The sequence below is a fragment of the Bradyrhizobium sp. LCT2 genome (assembly GCF_009931255.1).
In the GTDB taxonomy this organism is placed as follows: domain Bacteria; phylum Pseudomonadota; class Alphaproteobacteria; order Rhizobiales; family Xanthobacteraceae; genus Bradyrhizobium; species Bradyrhizobium diazoefficiens.
The window spans coordinates 7442014-7458654 of sequence record NZ_CP034432.1; the positions used below are offsets into that span (position 1 = coordinate 7442014).

A 16641-nucleotide genomic window follows, 5' to 3' on the forward strand; every position below is an offset into this window, starting at 1 on the left:
TCTCTCCTGTTCTTCTCTCTCTGAATGACTAGGCGGCGACTGACTCTCGGGCATCGACGCGCGGATCGAGCTCGCCGGCGCGATAACGCCGCGCCATCTCGCTCAGGGGAACGACCTTGATCCTGCCGGCGTGGCCGGCGGTGCCGAACTGCTCGAAGCGCTCGCGGCAGAGGTCGCGCATCGCGTCCATCGCCGGTTTAAGGAATTTTCGCGGATCGAACTCATTGCGACTTTGCGCCGCGACCTTGCGGAACACGGCAGTCATCGCCAGGCGGCAGTCGGTGTCGATATTGACCTTGCGCACACCGCTCTTGATGCCGCGCACGATCTCCTCGACCGGCACGCCCCAGGTCTGCGGCATCTCGCCGCCGAACTGGTTGAACATGTCCTGGAGCGGCTGCGGCACCGAGGACGAGCCGTGCATGACGAGATGCGTGTTCGGCAGCCGGCGGTGAATCTCCTCGACCACCCGCATCGCCAGGATATCGCCATCGGGCTTGCGGCTGAACTTGTAGGCGCCGTGCGAGGTACCCATCGCGATGGCGAGCGCGTCCACTTTGGTGGCGCGGACGAAATCGACGGCCTGGTCGGGATCGGTCAGCAACTGGTCGTGGCTGACCTTGCCCTCGACGCCGTGACCATCCTCCTGCTCGCCGCCGCCATGTTCGAGCGAGCCGAGCACGCCGAGCTCGCCTTCGACCGAGGCGCCGACCCAATGGGCCAGATCGACGACGCGGCGGGTGATCGCGACATTGTAGTCGTAGTCGGCCGCGGTCTTGGCGTCGGCTTTCAGCGAACCGTCCATCATCACCGAGGTGAAGCCGTGCGCGATGGCGGACGCGCAGGTCGCCTCGTCATTGCCGTGGTCCTGGTGCATGCAGAGCGGGATGTCCGGGTAGGTCCGCTCCAGCGCGTCGATCATGTGCGAAAGCATGAGATCGCCGGCATAGCTGCGCGCGCCGCGCGAGGCCTGGATGATCACGGGCGCATCGACCTCGGCGGCCGCCTGCATGATCGCGATGCCCTGCTCCATGTTGTTGATGTTGAACGCCGGCACCGCGTAGCCGTGGCTGGCGGCGTGATCGAGCAGTTGGCGAAGGGTGATACGGGCCAAGGGTCGTCCTCCTTATTGGCTCTTGCGGGCGATCGCCCGGCGGGCGGCTTCCGCAATGCTTTGCGGGGTGATGCCGAATTCGCGATACAGCACCGGCGCCGGCGCCGAGGCGCCGAAGCCGCGCATGCCGACGAATTCACCGTCGGCGCCGATCCAGCGCGGCCAGTCGCCGAGCACGGCCGCCTCGATCCCGACACGCGGCGCGGTGCCGAGCACGGTGGCGCGATAATCCTCCGGCTGCTCCTCGAACAGCGCGAGGCAGGGCGCCGAGACGACGGCCGCGCGAATGTGCTCGGTCGCGAGCAGGCGGGCGGCTTCCAGCGCGATCGAGACTTCCGAGCCGGTCGCCATCAGCGTCACATCGCGGCCGCCGTCCGGCGAGACCACGAGATAGGCACCGCGCGCAACTCGGTTTCTGCCGCGCGCATCGCTGCGGAACGTCGGCAAGGCTTGCCGCGACAGGCAGAGCACGGAGGGACGATGCTCCGCCGCTAGGGCGCAGTCCCAGGCCTCGAGCGTCTCCACCGCGTCGGCCGGGCGGAACACCAGGAGGTTCGGGATCACGCGCAGCGCGGCGAGATGCTCGACCGGCTGGTGCGTCGGGCCGTCCTCTCCGAGACCGATGGAGTCGTGCGTCATCACGTGGATGACGCGCAGCCGCATCAAGGCGGCAAGGCGGATCGCCGGCCGGCTATAGTCGGAGAACGCCAGGAACGTGCCGCCATAGGGAATGAAGCCACCGTGCAGCGCGAGGCCGTTCATCGCAGCGGCCATGCCGTGCTCGCGGATGCCGTAGTGGATATAGTCGCCGGCGAACGCGCCGCGCGTGACCGGAGTCTGCGGCTTGGCATGGGTCAGGTTCGAATGGGTCAGGTCCGCAGAGCCGCCGACGAGGCCCGGAATTGTCCCGGCGATGCCGTCGAGCACCTGTTGCGAGGCCTGCCGCGTCGCGAGCTTCGGCCGCTCGCTCGCAAAACGTTCGCGCAACTTCGCCGCGGCCAGCGCATAGGCGGCCGGCAGAGCGACGACTTTGCCTTCGACGAACAAATCGCGCTGCTCGGGCGTCGCACTCTCGTAGCGATCGAGCCAGGCGAGACGCTCGACCTGCCCGCGCTGTCCGATCATGCGCCACGCCTTGAGGATCGGGATCGGCACCACGAACGGCTGATAATCCCAGCCGAGCGTTCGGCGCGCCGCCGTGGTCTGCTCGGTGCCGAGCGGCGCGCCATGGGCCTTCTCTGTGCCCTGCCGGTCCGGGGCGCCATAACCGATGACGGTGCGGCAGGCGATCAGCGACGGTTTTGCGGTCTCGCGCTCTTCGGCGATCGCCTGCGCAACGGCTTCGGGATCGTGCCCATCGACGCGGCGCACCGACCAGCCGGAGGCGGCGAAGCGCGCGAGCTGGTCGTCCGATGTCGCAAGCGACGTCGGCCCGTCGATGGAGATGCCGTTGTCGTCGAACAGCACGATCAGGCGGCCGAGCTGGAGATGGCCGGCAAGCGAGATCGCCTCCTGGCTGATGCCTTCCATCAGGCAGCCGTCACCCGCGATGACATAGGTGAAGTGGTCAACGAGCCCATCGCCATACCGCGCATTGGCCATGCGCTCGGCGAGCGCCATGCCGACGGCAGTGGCAATGCCCTGCCCCAGCGGCCCCGTCGTGGTCTCGACGCCCGGCGTGTGGCCATACTCGGGATGGCCCGGCGTCTTCGAACCCCATTGCCGGAACGCTTTGATGTCATCGAGGCTGACAGCGCCGCCGGTGAGATGGAGCAGCGCATAAAGCAGCATCGAGCCGTGGCCCGCCGACAGCACGAAGCGATCGCGGTCCGGCCAGCTCGGGTGCGCCGAGTCGAACTTCAGGAAACGCGAGAACAACACGGTCGCGACATCGGCCATGCCCATTGGCAGGCCGGGATGGCCGGACTGCGATGTCTCGATGGCATCGATCGCGAGGAAGCGGACGGCGTTGGCGAGATCGTTATGCGCGACAGCCGTAACGTCGGCTTCGGCATGGACGGAGATGTTCATCGAATTCTCCCCTTGTTCACTTCAGGTTTCGCTTGCGCTCGATCAGCTGCATGATCAGCGGCGTCAGGATCAGCTGCATCGCGAGATCAAGCTTGGCGCCGGGACACACGATCGAATTCGCGCGCGACATCCAGCTGTGCGGCAGCATCGAGAGCAGATAGGGAAAGTCGATGCCGCGCGGGTTCTTGAAGCGGATCACGACCATCGATTCGTCCGGCGTCGGAATCCAGCGCGCGACGAACGGATTGGAGGTGTCCACGGTCGGCACGCGCTGGAAATTGATGTCGGTCTCAGTGAATTGCGGACAGATGTAGTGAATGTAATCCGGCATCCGCCGCAGAATGGTGTCGGTGACGGCCTCGGTCGAATAGCCCCGCGCGCTGCGATCGCGGTGCAGCTTCTGGATCCATTCGAGATTGATGACCGGCACGACGCCGATCTTGAGGTCGGCATAACGCGCGACGTTGACCTTGTCGGTGACGACGGCGCCGTGCAGGCCTTCGTAGAACAGCAGGTCCGAATTCTCCGGCAGCCGCTCCCATTCCGTGAAGGTGCCGGGAGGCGTGCCGTGCAGCGCAGATTCCTCGGCATCGTGCACATAGTGTCGCGTCACCGCCGTGCCGGTCTCGCCGTAGTCGCGGAAGGCACGCTCCAGCTCCTCGAACAGATTGGTCTCGGGGCTGAAATGGCTGAAATGCCTGTTGCCGCGCTCGGCCTCCTTCGCCATCTGCGTGCGCATCTCGGCGCGGTCGTAGCGATGGAAGGCGTCGCCCTCGATGTAGACGGCATTGACCTTCTCGCGGAAGAATATCTGCTCGAAGGTCTTCTTGACCGAGGTGGTGCCCGCGCCGGAGGAGCCGGTGATGGAGATGATCGGATGCTTCCTGGACATGGGACGCCTCGCTTACAGCCGGAAGAAGCCGCGCCGCGCGAACAGCGGCGCTGAGATGCTGGCAACCAGCAGCGGATCGCAATGCAGCTCCTCGACGCGCCGCACCTCGTTGCTCGAGCCCATGATCAGCGGCACGCGCTGGTGCAGGCTTTGCGCTGACAGGTCGAGGATGCGCTCGCGTCCGGTCGAGGCCGAGCCGCCGGCCTGCTCGATGATGTAGGCCATCGGATGCGCCTCGTAGGTGAGGCGCAGGCGGCCGTCGCCATAGCCGGGCCGCGCGTCCGAGGGATAGAGGAACACGCCGCCGCGGGTGAGGATGCGATAGGCCTCCGCGACCAGCGAACCGACCCAGCGCATGTTGAAATCGTGATTGGCGGGGCCTTCGACGCCGGCGAGGCATTCGTCGATGAAGGCACGCACCGGAGGATCCCAATGCCGGCGATTCGACGCGTTGATCGCGAACTCCTCGCCCGCCTCGGAGATCTGGATGGCGCTGCGCGCGAGGCGAAAGCAGCCGGCCTTGCGGTCGAGCGTGAAGATGTCGACGCCGTCGCCGAGCGTCAGCACCAGCGAGGTCTGCGGACCGTAGGTGACGAAGCCCGCCGCGAACTGTGCCGAGCCGCGCTGATGGAAGGCGAGCGCGAGATCGTCGGGCGCGGGCAGAATCGAGAAGATCGTGCCGACGGTCATGTTGATGTCGATGTTGGAGGAGCCGTCGAGCGGATCGATCGCGACGCAGATCCTGGCCGCGCGGTCGCCGATCTGCGGCTCGCGCATCTCCTCCGACGCCAGCGCTGCGATCGGCAGCTTGCCGAGACAGCGGCGCAGGATCGCGTCCGCCTGCACGTCGAGATCGCGCTGGACGTCGCCGTCGCTGTTGCGGCCCGTGGTCAGGCCCGAGGCGTCCGCGAGATCGCCGGCGCCGATGAGGTCGGCGATCTCGATCGCCGCCGCCGCGATGGCATCGACCGCGGTCGCCACCGCCAGCGCGTGGGGTGCGGTCTCCGAGTACCGTTGAAGGTGGTCGTCCAGCCTGAGTTGCCCGGTCATCTGCGTCCATCCCCTGGCCGGCGCCGCATCCATTTCCCTCCCCGGTGGAGGTCGATGCGGTCGGTCCCGGCATGAGGAGATTGACAGGGGAGACTTAATAAGGAAAATTTCTATTCATAATGAGCGCCAAAGAATTTTCTTATAATGGCCCCAGCCATGCGGCGGCCCAGCTCCGGCATCTGACGATCCGGCAGCTTCGCTCGCTCGCGGCGCTTTCGGCCAAGGGCAGCGTGACGGCGGCCTCCGGCCATCTCGGCCTGACGCAGCCGGCTGTGACCCAGCAGTTGCGCCAGCTTCAGGACCTCGCCGGCCTGCCTTTGGTGCAGCGGACCGGCGACGGCATGCTGCTGACGGAAGCCGGCAAGGAGGTTCTGGCGCTCGCCGAGCGCGTCGAGGCCGCGATCATGGACTGCCAGGGCGCGCTCGACCTGCTCGCGGGGCGAACCGGCGGCACCGTGCATCTCGGCGCGGTCTCGACCGCGAAGTATTTCGTCCCGCATGCGATCGCGGCTTTCACCAAGCGGTACCCGAAGATCGAGATCAGGCTCACCATCGGCAATCGCGAGGAGATCCGCGAGGCCATGCACGGCTACGACCTCGATTTCGCGGTGATGGGTCGGCCACCGGCCGACGTCAGCGTCGACGTCCGTCAGCTCGGACGCAATCCGCACATCATCGTCGCTCGCAAGGGGCACTGGCTGGAGAAGGATTCCGGCCTCAGCCTGACCGACCTCGTGCACGAGACCTTCCTGACCCGCGAGCCGGGTTCGGGCACGCGCACGCTCATGGAGGGCATGTTCCAGAAGTCGGATCTCGAGCCGGTCATCGGCATGGAGATGAGCAGCAACGAGACCATCAAGCAGGCGGTGATCGCCGGGCTCGGCATCGCCTTCATCTCGGCCCACACCGTGGCGCACGAGCTTGCCGAGGGCCGGCTGATCGTGCTCGACGTCGCCGGCCTGCCGATCGTGCGGCAATGGTACGTGATCCGCCGCAGCGACAAGGTGCTGCTGCCGCCGGCACAGGCGATGTTCGACTTTCTGGGCTCGGAAGGGTCGAACTATCTGCCCGACGTGCCCGAGTTCGGCGAGCGCTAGCTCGCCGATGCTCAGCCCATCAGCTTCATTGCGATCGTCGCCGCGAGGATGACGATGATCTGAAGCAGGCGCTCTGTCGTGAAGATACGGTTGAAGGTGGTCATCGCTCGCCCCCGGCCGACGTGAAGGAGATCCGGGCGACTGGCTATCATGTGCGGGCGCCGGGGTAACCCCGTAGTCGCCACGGGTTCCGCTGCCGAATGAAGCCAGCGATCGCCGATGTTCGTCGCCGGTCTGCTTGCGGCGATGGTTAACGATCAGGCCGCGCGCGGAGCGGTGTGATCCATGTGCGTGGCGAAATAGGCTTCCAGCTCCGACAGCGCCCGCGCTTCCCAATCCCTCGCCTGCTCCAGCAGCGACCAGCTCTGGCCCGGGCGGAATGCAGCAGTCTGGCGATAGAGCGATGCGATGCCGCGATAGCGGCGCACGTTCTCCAAGATGGCGTTCCCGTTGATCTGGCCGTTCATGTCCGAAAACTCCCTCGTCATTCCCGGGGGAGAAATTGCGGCCAAATCTTTTTCGAAAAGTTAGCGGCGCGCGGCAAGCTTGCGAATGGTTGCCGGACTGTTGCGCGCGCGCAACGTGGGCGCGAGCGCATCGCCGATTTATTGCGAATTCGTTGCCGCGCTCTCGCCCGAACGCTTCAGCCCGCCGCGGTTGACGATCGTCATCGTCTCCCGGCAGAGATCGGCAAGGCCGATCAGGAGCACGGCGAGGAGGCAGAACAGGTTGATGGAATCGGTGTTTGCGCTGGTCAGCGCATTGAACTCGAAGAAGGGCGGCATGAACGCCCACCACACCAGCGGAATGGTGAGCAACGCGGCGAACGCCGCCGCCGGCGCGCCCGCGACAAGTCCGAGCACGAACAGGCCAGGCAGGAACGCCGCGAAATAGAGTTTTGCGCCGAGCGCGACGCAGATGCCCTGAAACACCGCCGATAGTCCGACGACGACCAATCCCAGCAGAAACGCCTGCCACGACCATGGCCGTACCCACGGTACGCCAAACAGCCCCGCACGCCTCATCAGCCTCCCCCTGCCGCCCGTTAACCGGGCCCGCTTGCGACCAAAGTACTACAGCGGCAAGGAAATCGCGAGGCGGAAAACGCATGCCCGGGCGTTTGGTAAACGCCGCATCGCACCATCCCGCTGCTACTCCGTGGCCGCATAGAGCAGGCCCGCGACGGGCAGAGCGAGGCCGATTCCCGATGCAAGCGCCCAGCCGCCTTGCGCGAAGGCCCAGGCGCCGACCGCGGAGCCGGCCGCGCCGGCCGCGAAGAACGTCGCCATGTAGAGGCCGTTGAGGCGGCTGCGATGCTCGTGCCCGAGCGCGAAGATGGCGCGGAAGCCGAGCACCACGTTGCCCTGGACGCCGATATCGATGGCGATCGCGGCCACGACCAGGCAGGCGAGGTTCAGCATCGAGCCGGCCGCGCCGATATAGGTCACCAGGAAGCCCGCGGCCGCCAGCAACATCGCAATCAGCGTCGCGATGCGGCTATGGCCGCGATCGGCGAGCCTCCCCGCGATTGGCGCGGCGAACACGCCGGCGACACCGGCCAGCGCGAACAGCGCGATGCCGCGCTGGGAGAAGCCGAACTCGGAGGCGAGCTGGAGGGGCGCGACCGTCCAGAACAGGGTGAAGCAACCGAACAGGCTCGCCTGGTAGAGTGCGCGCCGCCGGAGCAGCGGCATGGTGCGCACCAGATGCGGCATCGACAGCAGCAGCGTGCCGTAATGCATGCGCGCCACCGGCTTGCGCGTCGGCAGCACCATCCAGAGCACGGCTGCGAGCACGATCATCAGCGCCGCGGAGGCGAAGAACACCGCATGCCATGACGAGGCCGCCGTGACGAAGCTCGACACCGGGCGCGCCAGCATGATGCCGAGCATCAGGCCGGTCGAGACGTTGCCGACGACGCGGCCGCGGATGGCCTCCGGCGCCAGATGCGCCGCATAAGGAATGATGATCTGCACCGCGACCGAGCCGAGCCCGATGAACAGCGCGGCGATCAGGAACGGCAGGGCGTGCGTCGCGAACGCGGCTGCGAGCAGCGCCACGGCGCCGAGCGTGATGACGGAGCAAATCAACGTACGGTTCTCGACGAGATCGCCGAGCGGCACGATGAAGAGCAGCCCGGTGCCGTAGCCGATCTGCGTCATGGTGACGATCAGCCCGGCGGCGGCGTGCGACAGGCCCAGCGCGGCGCTGATCGGGGCGATCAGCGGCTGGGCATAGTAGATGTTGGCGGCGACCATGCCACAGGCCGCGGCAAGCACGAAGGTCAGGCGCTGCGACACCGCATCCGGTTCGGGCGCGGTCTCGATGGTGGCATTCATCGTCATTTACACGGTCTCCAGAGATTGGGAACGATCATTCCCTAATATGACAAGAATTCAGGCGAGCAGCTTCATCGCGACGCCGACGAGGCGCGTCCCGTCGAGCGGCAGGCGCGCCTTGCCGACGACGCGCATTCCTTGCGTGATGCAGATCATCAGCCGCGCGGTGTCGTCGGCCGCGACATGGCGGGGAATCGAGCCGTCGGCCTGCCCCTCGCGAATGAGGCCGGCGATGAAGTTCTCGTTGGTCGCGAGCTGCGCATTGACGCGGGCGCGGACCGCAGGATCGACCGCGGAGAGCTCGACCGCGCTGCCGACCACGATGCAGCCGCGGCGCCCCTCGCTGCCCTGGGAGTGCTCGACATAGGACAGCAGCACATGGCGCAGCCGCTCGCGGCCGTTCGCACCGCGCGCGGCTGCGGTGCGGGTCTGCTCCCGGCGCACCGTGGCGTAGCGCTCGAAGGCGGCAAGGAACACGGCGTGCTTGTCGCGAAACGCCTTGTAGACGCTGCCGGTGGCAAGCCGCATCGCGGCGGTGAGGTCACCGATCGAGGTGGCATGATAGCCGCGCTCGCAAAACACCCGCACCGCCCCGTCCAGGGCGGTGTCCATGTCAAACTCCCGGGGACGGCCGGGTGGCTGGGCTGTGGCTTGCGATCGGCGGGCGGATTTTTGCATTGCGGGATAATAGGGAATGATTGTTTCCTAATCAAGACACCTGGTTGTGATTGCTGGGGTGAGGCGTGGGCTGGCCGGTTTGCAGGGACTGCACTGCTGGTCCCGTCATCCCCGCGCAACGGCGAAGCCGTTGTCGCCGGAGGTGCGAGCGATGGGACGCGGCGCGTCCCATGGGGAGCCTCGAAGGATGAGCGGCCACAATGCAGCCGGGCCGTCGCCCTTCGAGGCTTGCTCTGCAGCGCTGCGCGCAGCAGCGCGCGCACCTCAGGGTGACGGTCATAAATTTGAGCCCGCATCATCGATTTTGAGATTCTCAAACAGAGGACACAGCTCCGCATCCTCGCGGCGCATTTCGCCCGAGCTTTGCTTGATCGCTCCACCCTCTTGAGCCAAGAGGGCGCAGGGAAGGCCGGGTGCCGGCTGGCACCCGCGGTCCGCTGCGCGAAGATGTAGCGCAAAAGAACCGCACAGCAGCATACAGGTGTAGCCAATCACTCGGCCTTCCCTGCGCAGTGGTTGGACGGCTTATGCCGTGCTCTCCCGGGAGCCGAGTTCGTTCTGGCCTCCCTCACTCTCGCGAAAGTCGCCGACATCGCGCCGGTCGACGCGACTGCCGCATCCGCAAGAGCTTGACCGTAGCAACGACGGCCAGGACCACACGGTTTTGCCGTACGCACGGATCGCCATTTCGCCGCAGTTTTTCCAGCCCTGTCGACGGAGCCGGAAACTTACAAACGAGACGAACCTGACAGCGCCGCTCGTCGGCACGAAGTTTTGGGCTCACGGAGAGCAATCCGCCCTGCCCCCAACCTCTCGCGCCCGACGCTGCCGCGTCCACCGCAGGCCCGGCTCGCGAAACGTGACGACACAAGATCGCCCCTCAAGGATGAGCCGGGATGGGCGAGACGTACGCCATTTCCGAATTTCGGTAAAGTGGAATATTTTAGCGAAGGCGGGTTGACAGCTTCGCAGGTGTTTTGCCCGTCGGGCAACCGTGACGCTCCGCGGATCTGGGAAGCGCTCAACTCAACCGTCGTCCTGGCGAAAGCCAGGACCCATACCGCGAGGTTTATCGATTTAAGGCAGTATTAGTCCCGCCCAACCAGTCTTCGCCAAACTTCTCCCTGTGGTAATGGGTCCTGGCTTTCGCAAGGACGACGCGGGAGAGACGGAAACGCAAGACAACGGGCGGGAGCATCACCCCTTCGTCGGCACTTGTGTCCCATCCGCCATCGTCGTCACGCCCTTGCGTTCGACGATCATCCCGTAGGCGCGGGGCTGGCGGTGGACGTCGAAATTGAAGGTGGTGCGCTTGTAGGAGTTGCAGAGATCGAGGTCGCAGCGCGCCAGCGCGATCTCGTCGCCCTTGGTCGTGCACGCCGCGACGATCTCACCCGAAGGTGCGATGATGCAGCTGCCGCCGATGTGGTCGACGCCCTCCTCGATGCCGGCCTTGGCGACGCCGACCACGAAGGTGCCGTTCTGGTAGGCGCCGGCCTGCATCACCAGGTGATTGTGGAACAGCGAGAGATCGTCGTGCTCGGGCGCAGGCGGATTGTGCACCGGCGTGTTGTAGCCGATCATCACCATCTCGACGCCCTGCAGGCCCATCACCCGGTAGGTCTCGCTCCAGCGGCGGTCGTTGCAGATCGCCATTCCCATCACGCCGCCGAAGGCATTGGTCACGCCAAAGCCGCTGCCGGGCTCGAAGTAGCGCTTTTCCAGATGCTGAAATTCGCGCCATGGCTCATGCTCGGCATGGCCGGGCAAATGAACCTTGCGGTATTTCGCGACGATCGCGCCGCTCTTGTCCACCAGAATGGAGGTGTTGTAGCGCCTGGCGACGCCGGCCTCGACCGTCAGCTCGGCATAGCCGAGGTAAAACCCGATACCGATCTCGCGCGCGAGGTCGAATAGCGCTTGCGTCTGCGCCCCCGGCATCTCGCGCTCGAAGAAGGCGTCGATCTCCGCCTGGTCCTCGAAATACCAGCGCGGAAAGAACGTGGTCAGGGCGAGCTCGGGATAGACGATCAGGTCGCAGCCGTTGGCCCGCGCCTGGCGCATCAACGCCATCAGCCGCGCCACGACCTCCGTCCTCGTCTCAGCTCGGGCAATCGGGCCAAGCTGGCCGGCCGCGATAGTCACAAATCTCGCCACGCGTCGTTCCTTTGTTCTCTTTCGGAATCACGTCGAGGCAGACCCTAACGCGCGACGCGTCACGCGCACAGCCTCGCTGTCCGGCACGATGCCCAACGACAAGGCAGGCCTTCGCCCTCGGCCGGCGCGCTGGCACTCTCCTTGCTGATCTTCCGCCAATCCCTCAGACCCGCAGTGGGCCTGTTTCATAGTGAGGCGATCATATGCAGCCGACGTCCCGTTTCGAAGCGACTATCCCGACACAGCTCCACGCCCTGATCTCCGATCTGCGTTGGCGCGCGCAATTGCTCGACGCCGACATTCTGGAGGAAGAGCGGAAGGCCGGAATCTCCGATCCAAAGAATCTCGCCTACCCGATACTCGCGCAGAACCTGAGAGCCCGGCGCGACAACCTCCAGGTGAGCATCGCGATCCTGGAAAGCCGCATTGAAAAGCGATCAACCGACTGGCCGCACGCCGCCTGACGCGAACAGTGCCGGGCCCGACCCGGCAACGCGACGGCATATGCAGGAGGGCGCGGGCTATGGGCGGTAGCACTGTCCGCGCCGGTCGACGCGCAGGAACGCGCGTTGCCCTTTTGCAACGGTTCCCCACGGTCTGAAGCCGGACAAAAGAAACTCCCATTCCAGCCACGAACCCCGCTCACAACGCCGTGAGACTACAGGGGAACTACGATGCGTGCACAACGCGTTTGGAAAGTGAACGGGGCCGCCAGCATCGGGCAGCTCCAATCCAGACTGGACGATCTGAACAAGCGTCTCAGTCAGCTCGAAAGCCAGCATCCTGAGAGCTGGAAGGTCGAAGAGCTGAGATCAAGCGCACTCAGCCTGTCGCGCGAGATCGACGACATCCGCTGCGCCGAGGCGACCGCGGCATTGAGCGAATTGCTGCGGAAGTAGGCGGGACGGCGGCGATTCGGCGTCGCGTTGGGAACCAACATCCGCCGCCGCCATTGCCATGCGGAGCATGGAGCAAAATCATGACCAGGCACCTGACGCGAGCCCATCTCGCGCGCGGCGTGGCCGGCGCGGTTTCCACGCTGGTCCTGTGCGCGACGGCAGCATTCACCATCGCGCACCACTTCGCGCTGTGAGGGATCTCGCATGACGTCGGAGCCCGAGGAATCGGTGAGGCTGCAAGGTTTTGGCGAGATGACGTTGCGCACGGCGATCGCGACGCTGATGGCGCTCGCGCCGCGCGAGCGATCGGAGGCCGCCATCTTCCGCGTCCGCGACGGCTCGCGTCTGGCCGCGAGCGAGATCGCCGACCTCGCGTCGGATTGGGGCATGACGCCGATCGCCGAAGTCAGGTCTCCAAGGCTGGTCCCGGAGCAGCACTGGCCGGACATCGTCCGCAGCATGGTGCGCGAGGCGCCGCTGCCGTCGCTGATGGTGGCGTTCCTGGTGGGCGTGCTGGTGGCGCGGCGGTAGCGAGCATCATCGAGAAGTGCTGTGCGTCGACAGCCTGCTCCAGATCCCGATTGCCTCGAGCGTGTAGCTGTCCTTGATCTCGCGCGACAGGATTTTCGACCAGATCATATCGGCCGGCATCAACAGAGTTCGGGTAATGACCTCGCGGATCTCGGGAGATCGCTCCCGGCGGCCGACGACCGAGGCGTGCACGATGTGGACCTCGTTGTCCATCAGGCCGGTATCCGTCAAGACGGTTCCGATCAGCCGCGGCTCGGCACCGAGATAGCCGGTCTCCTCCTCCAACTCCTTCAAGGCATTGGCCTCCAACCCGATCCCCGGCTCGGCAAATCCGCGCGGCAGCTCCAGCATGAGCCGTCCGAGCGCATGACGCTCCTGCTCGACCATCACGATGTCGCCGACACTCCCAAGCTTCGGGTCGGCAACCGTGGCCACCACCACGACATTGTGCCCACCCAGCAGTTGACCGCGCGAGACGATCCGAAAATAAGGATGGACGATCGTGGCCGGGCCTTCGCCCACCTCGACCAGATCGACAAGCACGAGCACGTAGTCGTTGGAGAAGGTAAGCCCGAGCGCGACACCATGCTCGCGCGCGTAGCTCTCCAGGCGGGCACGGTCGAGCACGAGCCGCCGATATCGGCGCGGCTCGAAGAGCCGGGGGTATTCGGCGAGCGCCTCGAAATAGGCCTCGATGCCGGCTGCTGGATCGAGCATCATTTCCCCTGGTCAACGATAAAGATTGATACGGGCCTGCCGCTGCCACCAGCTGGCCAGTGAACCACGATCACGGTCGAGCCGCTTCTTGTCGTTTTGGCGGCAATTCCTTGCCCGCCGCCCGCCTTCCCGCGCGTCGCGCCGCAATTCAATCGTCCCGATCCTTGACCTCAAGTCCGCCGCCCTGCTGGTCGGGACGCAATTGATCGCCCGTCGGCGCAATCTCGGTCCCCTCGAACGACAGTCGGCCACGAACCTCCCGAGCGATCTTTGCGGCGGTTTCCGCCCAGATTTTACCCTGAAAGACCGGCTGCTTGATTTCATACTTCAACCCGCCTCCTTCGAGATAGACGACCGCGTGAGCGACGAGAGGCACCATCCCTCGCGACAGCGAGTGTTCGCTGACCGGATCCTCGGGCAGATGTGGCAAGCCAAACGCGTGGCCGGCTTCCGAGGCGACCATTTCGAAAATGCCCAGCGCACTCAGTCGAACCTCCCAACGCTCAGTGGCTTCGCGGAGGCGACTGTCGCGCTGGATCTGGCCTAAACGCTCGACGACGTTGCCCAGCGAACCGGAGACGCGCCGAATGGACTCCAGGGGATCCTGAACAAACTTCTGCTCCGACATCGGCCGCTTGTTGTCCGGCAGATTCTCGACAGCGATCTGATGATGCAACGCCCATATCGGATCGTTCCGGACTGCCACGATGTCGTCCAGGCCCACCGAACCAATGTCGGTCAATTGAACGGCTTTACTGGCGATGTCCAGACCGACCCCGGCGACAGCCATCATGAGATCCTGCAACTCCTTCTCGTCCACCTCCTTGATACCCTCCGTGAGTTCCTTGATCTCCTGCAAACACTCACGGCTGGTCGACCCTTGGGACGTGACAACATAGCGGTTGAGAACATCCGGCAAATTGACGTTGTACTTGAGGTCCGCGAGCGCCTTGATCTGCATGGCCAGCGGCTTCTTGAGATCAAAAACCAGGTGGTCCTTGTGCAGGCCGCCGACGCAGACGAACTCGTGATAGATTTCCTTGCGTTTGACCGGGCGGCCGGTCTCGTCCTGCACCCGATTGGCAAAGTCGCGCATATTCTTGAGCATCTGCCTGATGCTCTCGTCATCGAATGTCGAAAGCGAGAAGTCGTTGCGAAGCAGATCAGGCCTGAGATCGTCGATCGTCTTGAAGAAACCTCCAAAGCGCTTGGAAATGTGATCGGTGATCAGGGTCCCGTTTCGCTTGTCGTCCCAACTCAATCGCAGCTTGTTGGTACCCTTCGCCTCGGCCTCGACCCAGTAGTCCTCGACATCGCGGGACAGGTCCGTGCCCTTGAAGTCCGAGAGCTGCCGCTCGTCGTAGAGGAATGGGATGATTGCGCGTTCCTGCACGAGTCTTTCGAACGACTCCGCCTCCGAATCTCCGCCGAGATAGAGCTCCTTGACCGCCTCATTGTGGAGAAGGTACGCGCGATTGACCACCACCGAACGCAGCGTGAGCAGCGCCTTGAAGAACTCCATCTTCATCGCCGGCTGTATCCGCTTGGCGTAGTCGGAAAGCGGCTTTTCACTTTCTGCAGCTTCCTGGGCGATATCCGGCGGGGCCCACTGATCGTCAAGGCATTGGGCAATGCCGGAAAGCTGGTCCAAATTGTTGGGGGTCAATTCCATGGCGCAATGCCTTAAGAAGAAAAAAAACAATGCGTAATGTGTATTACAAAATGAATGCGAGCTTAAGTTGAACTTTTCGGCAGCCGAAGAAGCCGGAGCGAACCCTGCTCCAACGACACCATTCGCGTTCGTGAACCTTGCGACGCGCTTCACGCCATCAAGGCGCTGGCCGGCGGGACGAGCTTTGCGAGCCATGCCGCGCGCACAGACGGCCCTGCTTGGGCCAAATCGGCCGTGGACCCGCCCCGAAAATCGTTGCAAAAAGGCGCTCCCGAGGCGCCGGCGGCCGGGCCGCCAAGCCTCTGGAAAACGGTAACTTTTGAAAGAATGGTCGGAGTGGCAGGATTCGAACCTGCGACCCCTGCGTCCCGAACGCAGTGCTCTACCGGGCTGAGCCACACTCCGACAAGAGGCCGGCTTATAGCGTCGGGTTTGGCGCACCGCAAGCGGCCGAGTTGAGGAATTTTATCCCTGTGAAAACGGGTCTTGAAACGCTGATTTTACCGGCTGGCGATGCCGCCGCCAGGGCCGCCGCCCGGACGCTTGCCGCCGGGGGGCTGGTCGCGTTTCCGACCGAGACGGTCTACGGGCTCGGCGCGGACGCCGCCAATGCCACCGCGATCGCCCATCTCTATGCCGCCAAGGGGCGGCCGGCCTTCAATCCGCTGATCGCCCATGTCGCCGACATTACCGCCGCGCAGGCCATTGGCCGGTTCGACGCGCGCGCCTTGAAGCTGGCGGAGGCGTTCTGGCCGGGGCCGCTGACGCTGGTGGTGCCGAAGACGGACGGCTGCCCGGTGGCGGATCTCGCCACCGCGGGCCTCGACACCGTCGCAATCCGGATTCCCGCCCACCCGGTGGCGCAGGCGATCCTGCGCGCTTTTGGCGGGGCCGTGGTGGCGCCGTCCGCCAACATATCCGGCCACGTCTCGCCGACGCTGGCCGCCCATGTCGAGAGCGACCTTTCCGGGCGAATCGACCTGATCGTCGACGGCGGGCCGGTCGCGGTCGGCGTCGAATCCACCATTGTCGGCTGCCTCAATGCGCCGATGCTGCTCCGGCCCGGCGGACTGTCGCGCGAGCGGATCGAGGCCGTGCTCGGCGCAGCCCTGGCGCGGCCGCCGGCCGAGGCCGGGAGCGACGACAGTCAGCCGCTGGCGCCGGGCATGCTGGCCTCGCATTACGCGCCGCGCGCCAATGTGCGGCTCAATGCGCGCGAGGTGGCGCCGGGCGAGGCGCTGCTGGCGTTCGGGCCCTCACGCCTGCCCGGCCTCGACGCCGCAGCGGCCGTCATGAATTTGTCGCCCACCGCTGATCTCGATGAAGCCGCCGCCAATCTGTTCGGCTATCTTCGGGCGCTCGATGCGAAGGGGCCACGGGCGATCGCGGTGATGACGATCCCCGAAGACGATCTGGGCGAAGCGATCAATGACCGGCTGCGCCGGGCTGCGGTGGCGAGATAGC

General features: G+C 65.2%; 16 protein-coding genes and 1 tRNA gene. 5 read left to right on the top strand and 12 right to left on the bottom strand.

The window, feature by feature from the left end; translation table 11 throughout:
• Positions 1-28 precede the first annotated feature (28 nt).
• Genes fba through EI171_RS35270 form a run of 4 tightly spaced genes read right to left on the bottom strand, consistent with a single transcriptional unit; the run spans position 29 to position 5087 of the window.
• Positions 29-1114: a class II fructose-bisphosphate aldolase gene (gene fba, locus EI171_RS35255; protein WP_028175387.1), complete on the bottom strand. Its 1086-nt coding sequence runs from the start codon at positions 1112-1114 to the stop codon at positions 29-31.
• 12 nt (positions 1115-1126) lie between these two features.
• Positions 1127-3145 (bottom strand): transketolase, encoded by a 2019-nt coding sequence (gene tkt, locus EI171_RS35260; protein ID WP_161536042.1) that lies wholly within the window; start codon positions 3143-3145, stop codon positions 1127-1129.
• Between the two features lie 16 nt (positions 3146-3161).
• Positions 3162-4037, bottom strand: coding sequence for a phosphoribulokinase (locus EI171_RS35265; RefSeq protein ID WP_011085368.1), 876 nt, complete (start codon positions 4035-4037; stop codon positions 3162-3164).
• A 12-nt stretch (positions 4038-4049) separates the two neighbouring features.
• Positions 4050-5087 (bottom strand): class 1 fructose-bisphosphatase, encoded by a 1038-nt coding sequence (locus tag EI171_RS35270; protein ID WP_060912962.1) that lies wholly within the window; start codon positions 5085-5087, stop codon positions 4050-4052.
• Positions 5088-5206: 119 nt separating this feature from the next.
• Between EI171_RS35270 and EI171_RS35275 the strand changes: the two genes are divergently transcribed.
• Entirely contained in the window at positions 5207-6184 is a 978-nt protein-coding gene (locus EI171_RS35275) for a LysR family transcriptional regulator (RefSeq protein WP_011085366.1), read from the top strand.
• A gap of 257 nt (positions 6185-6441) precedes the next feature.
• Here the strand turns inward: EI171_RS35275 and EI171_RS35280 are convergent, their stop codons facing one another.
• From EI171_RS35280 to EI171_RS35300, 5 genes are all read right to left on the bottom strand, one after another.
• Positions 6442-6651, bottom strand: coding sequence for a hypothetical protein (locus tag EI171_RS35280; protein WP_161536043.1), 210 nt, complete (start codon positions 6649-6651; stop codon positions 6442-6444).
• Positions 6652-6789: 138 nt separating this feature from the next.
• On the bottom strand, positions 6790-7209 hold the full coding sequence (locus EI171_RS35285; protein WP_011085365.1) for a hypothetical protein: 420 nt from the start codon (positions 7207-7209) through the stop codon (positions 6790-6792).
• Between the two features lie 126 nt (positions 7210-7335).
• A complete protein-coding gene (locus tag EI171_RS35290; protein WP_011085364.1) occupies positions 7336-8529 on the bottom strand; it encodes an MFS transporter in 1194 nt (397 codons plus the stop codon).
• A gap of 51 nt (positions 8530-8580) precedes the next feature.
• Positions 8581-9135: a TetR/AcrR family transcriptional regulator gene (locus EI171_RS35295; protein ID WP_028175391.1), complete on the bottom strand. Its 555-nt coding sequence runs from the start codon at positions 9133-9135 to the stop codon at positions 8581-8583.
• A gap of 1263 nt (positions 9136-10398) precedes the next feature.
• On the bottom strand, positions 10399-11358 hold the full coding sequence (locus EI171_RS35300) for an N-carbamoyl-D-amino-acid hydrolase (RefSeq protein WP_011085362.1): 960 nt from the start codon (positions 11356-11358) through the stop codon (positions 10399-10401).
• A 203-nt stretch (positions 11359-11561) separates the two neighbouring features.
• Here EI171_RS35300 and EI171_RS35305 point away from each other — a divergent pair, with 203 nt between their 5' ends.
• The 3 genes from EI171_RS35305 to EI171_RS35315 all read left to right on the top strand — a co-directional run bounded on the left by EI171_RS35305 (position 11562) and on the right by EI171_RS35315 (position 12788).
• Positions 11562-11822: a hypothetical protein gene (locus tag EI171_RS35305; RefSeq protein WP_011085361.1), complete on the top strand. Its 261-nt coding sequence runs from the start codon at positions 11562-11564 to the stop codon at positions 11820-11822.
• Positions 11823-12032: 210 nt separating this feature from the next.
• Positions 12033-12257: a hypothetical protein gene (locus tag EI171_RS35310; protein WP_011085360.1), complete on the top strand. Its 225-nt coding sequence runs from the start codon at positions 12033-12035 to the stop codon at positions 12255-12257.
• Positions 12258-12461: 204 nt separating this feature from the next.
• Positions 12462-12788 (top strand): hypothetical protein, encoded by a 327-nt coding sequence (locus tag EI171_RS35315; RefSeq protein ID WP_028175643.1) that lies wholly within the window; start codon positions 12462-12464, stop codon positions 12786-12788.
• A 6-nt stretch (positions 12789-12794) separates the two neighbouring features.
• On the opposite strand, the gene EI171_RS35320 is transcribed toward EI171_RS35315, so the two are convergent.
• The 3 genes from EI171_RS35320 to EI171_RS35330 form a co-directional block, all read right to left on the bottom strand.
• A complete protein-coding gene (locus EI171_RS35320) occupies positions 12795-13505 on the bottom strand; it encodes an NUDIX hydrolase (protein ID WP_161536045.1) in 711 nt (236 codons plus the stop codon).
• Between the two features lie 148 nt (positions 13506-13653).
• Positions 13654-15372, bottom strand: a complete 1719-nt coding sequence (locus EI171_RS35325) for a hypothetical protein (RefSeq protein WP_210253961.1) — start codon at positions 15370-15372, stop codon at positions 13654-13656.
• Between the two features lie 133 nt (positions 15373-15505).
• Positions 15506-15582 (bottom strand) — tRNA-Pro (locus EI171_RS35330).
• 68 nt (positions 15583-15650) lie between these two features.
• Between EI171_RS35330 and EI171_RS35335 the strand changes: the two genes are divergently transcribed.
• Entirely contained in the window at positions 15651-16640 is a 990-nt protein-coding gene (locus tag EI171_RS35335; RefSeq protein ID WP_161536047.1) for an L-threonylcarbamoyladenylate synthase, read from the top strand.
• The last annotated feature ends 1 nt before the right edge of the window (position 16641 follow it).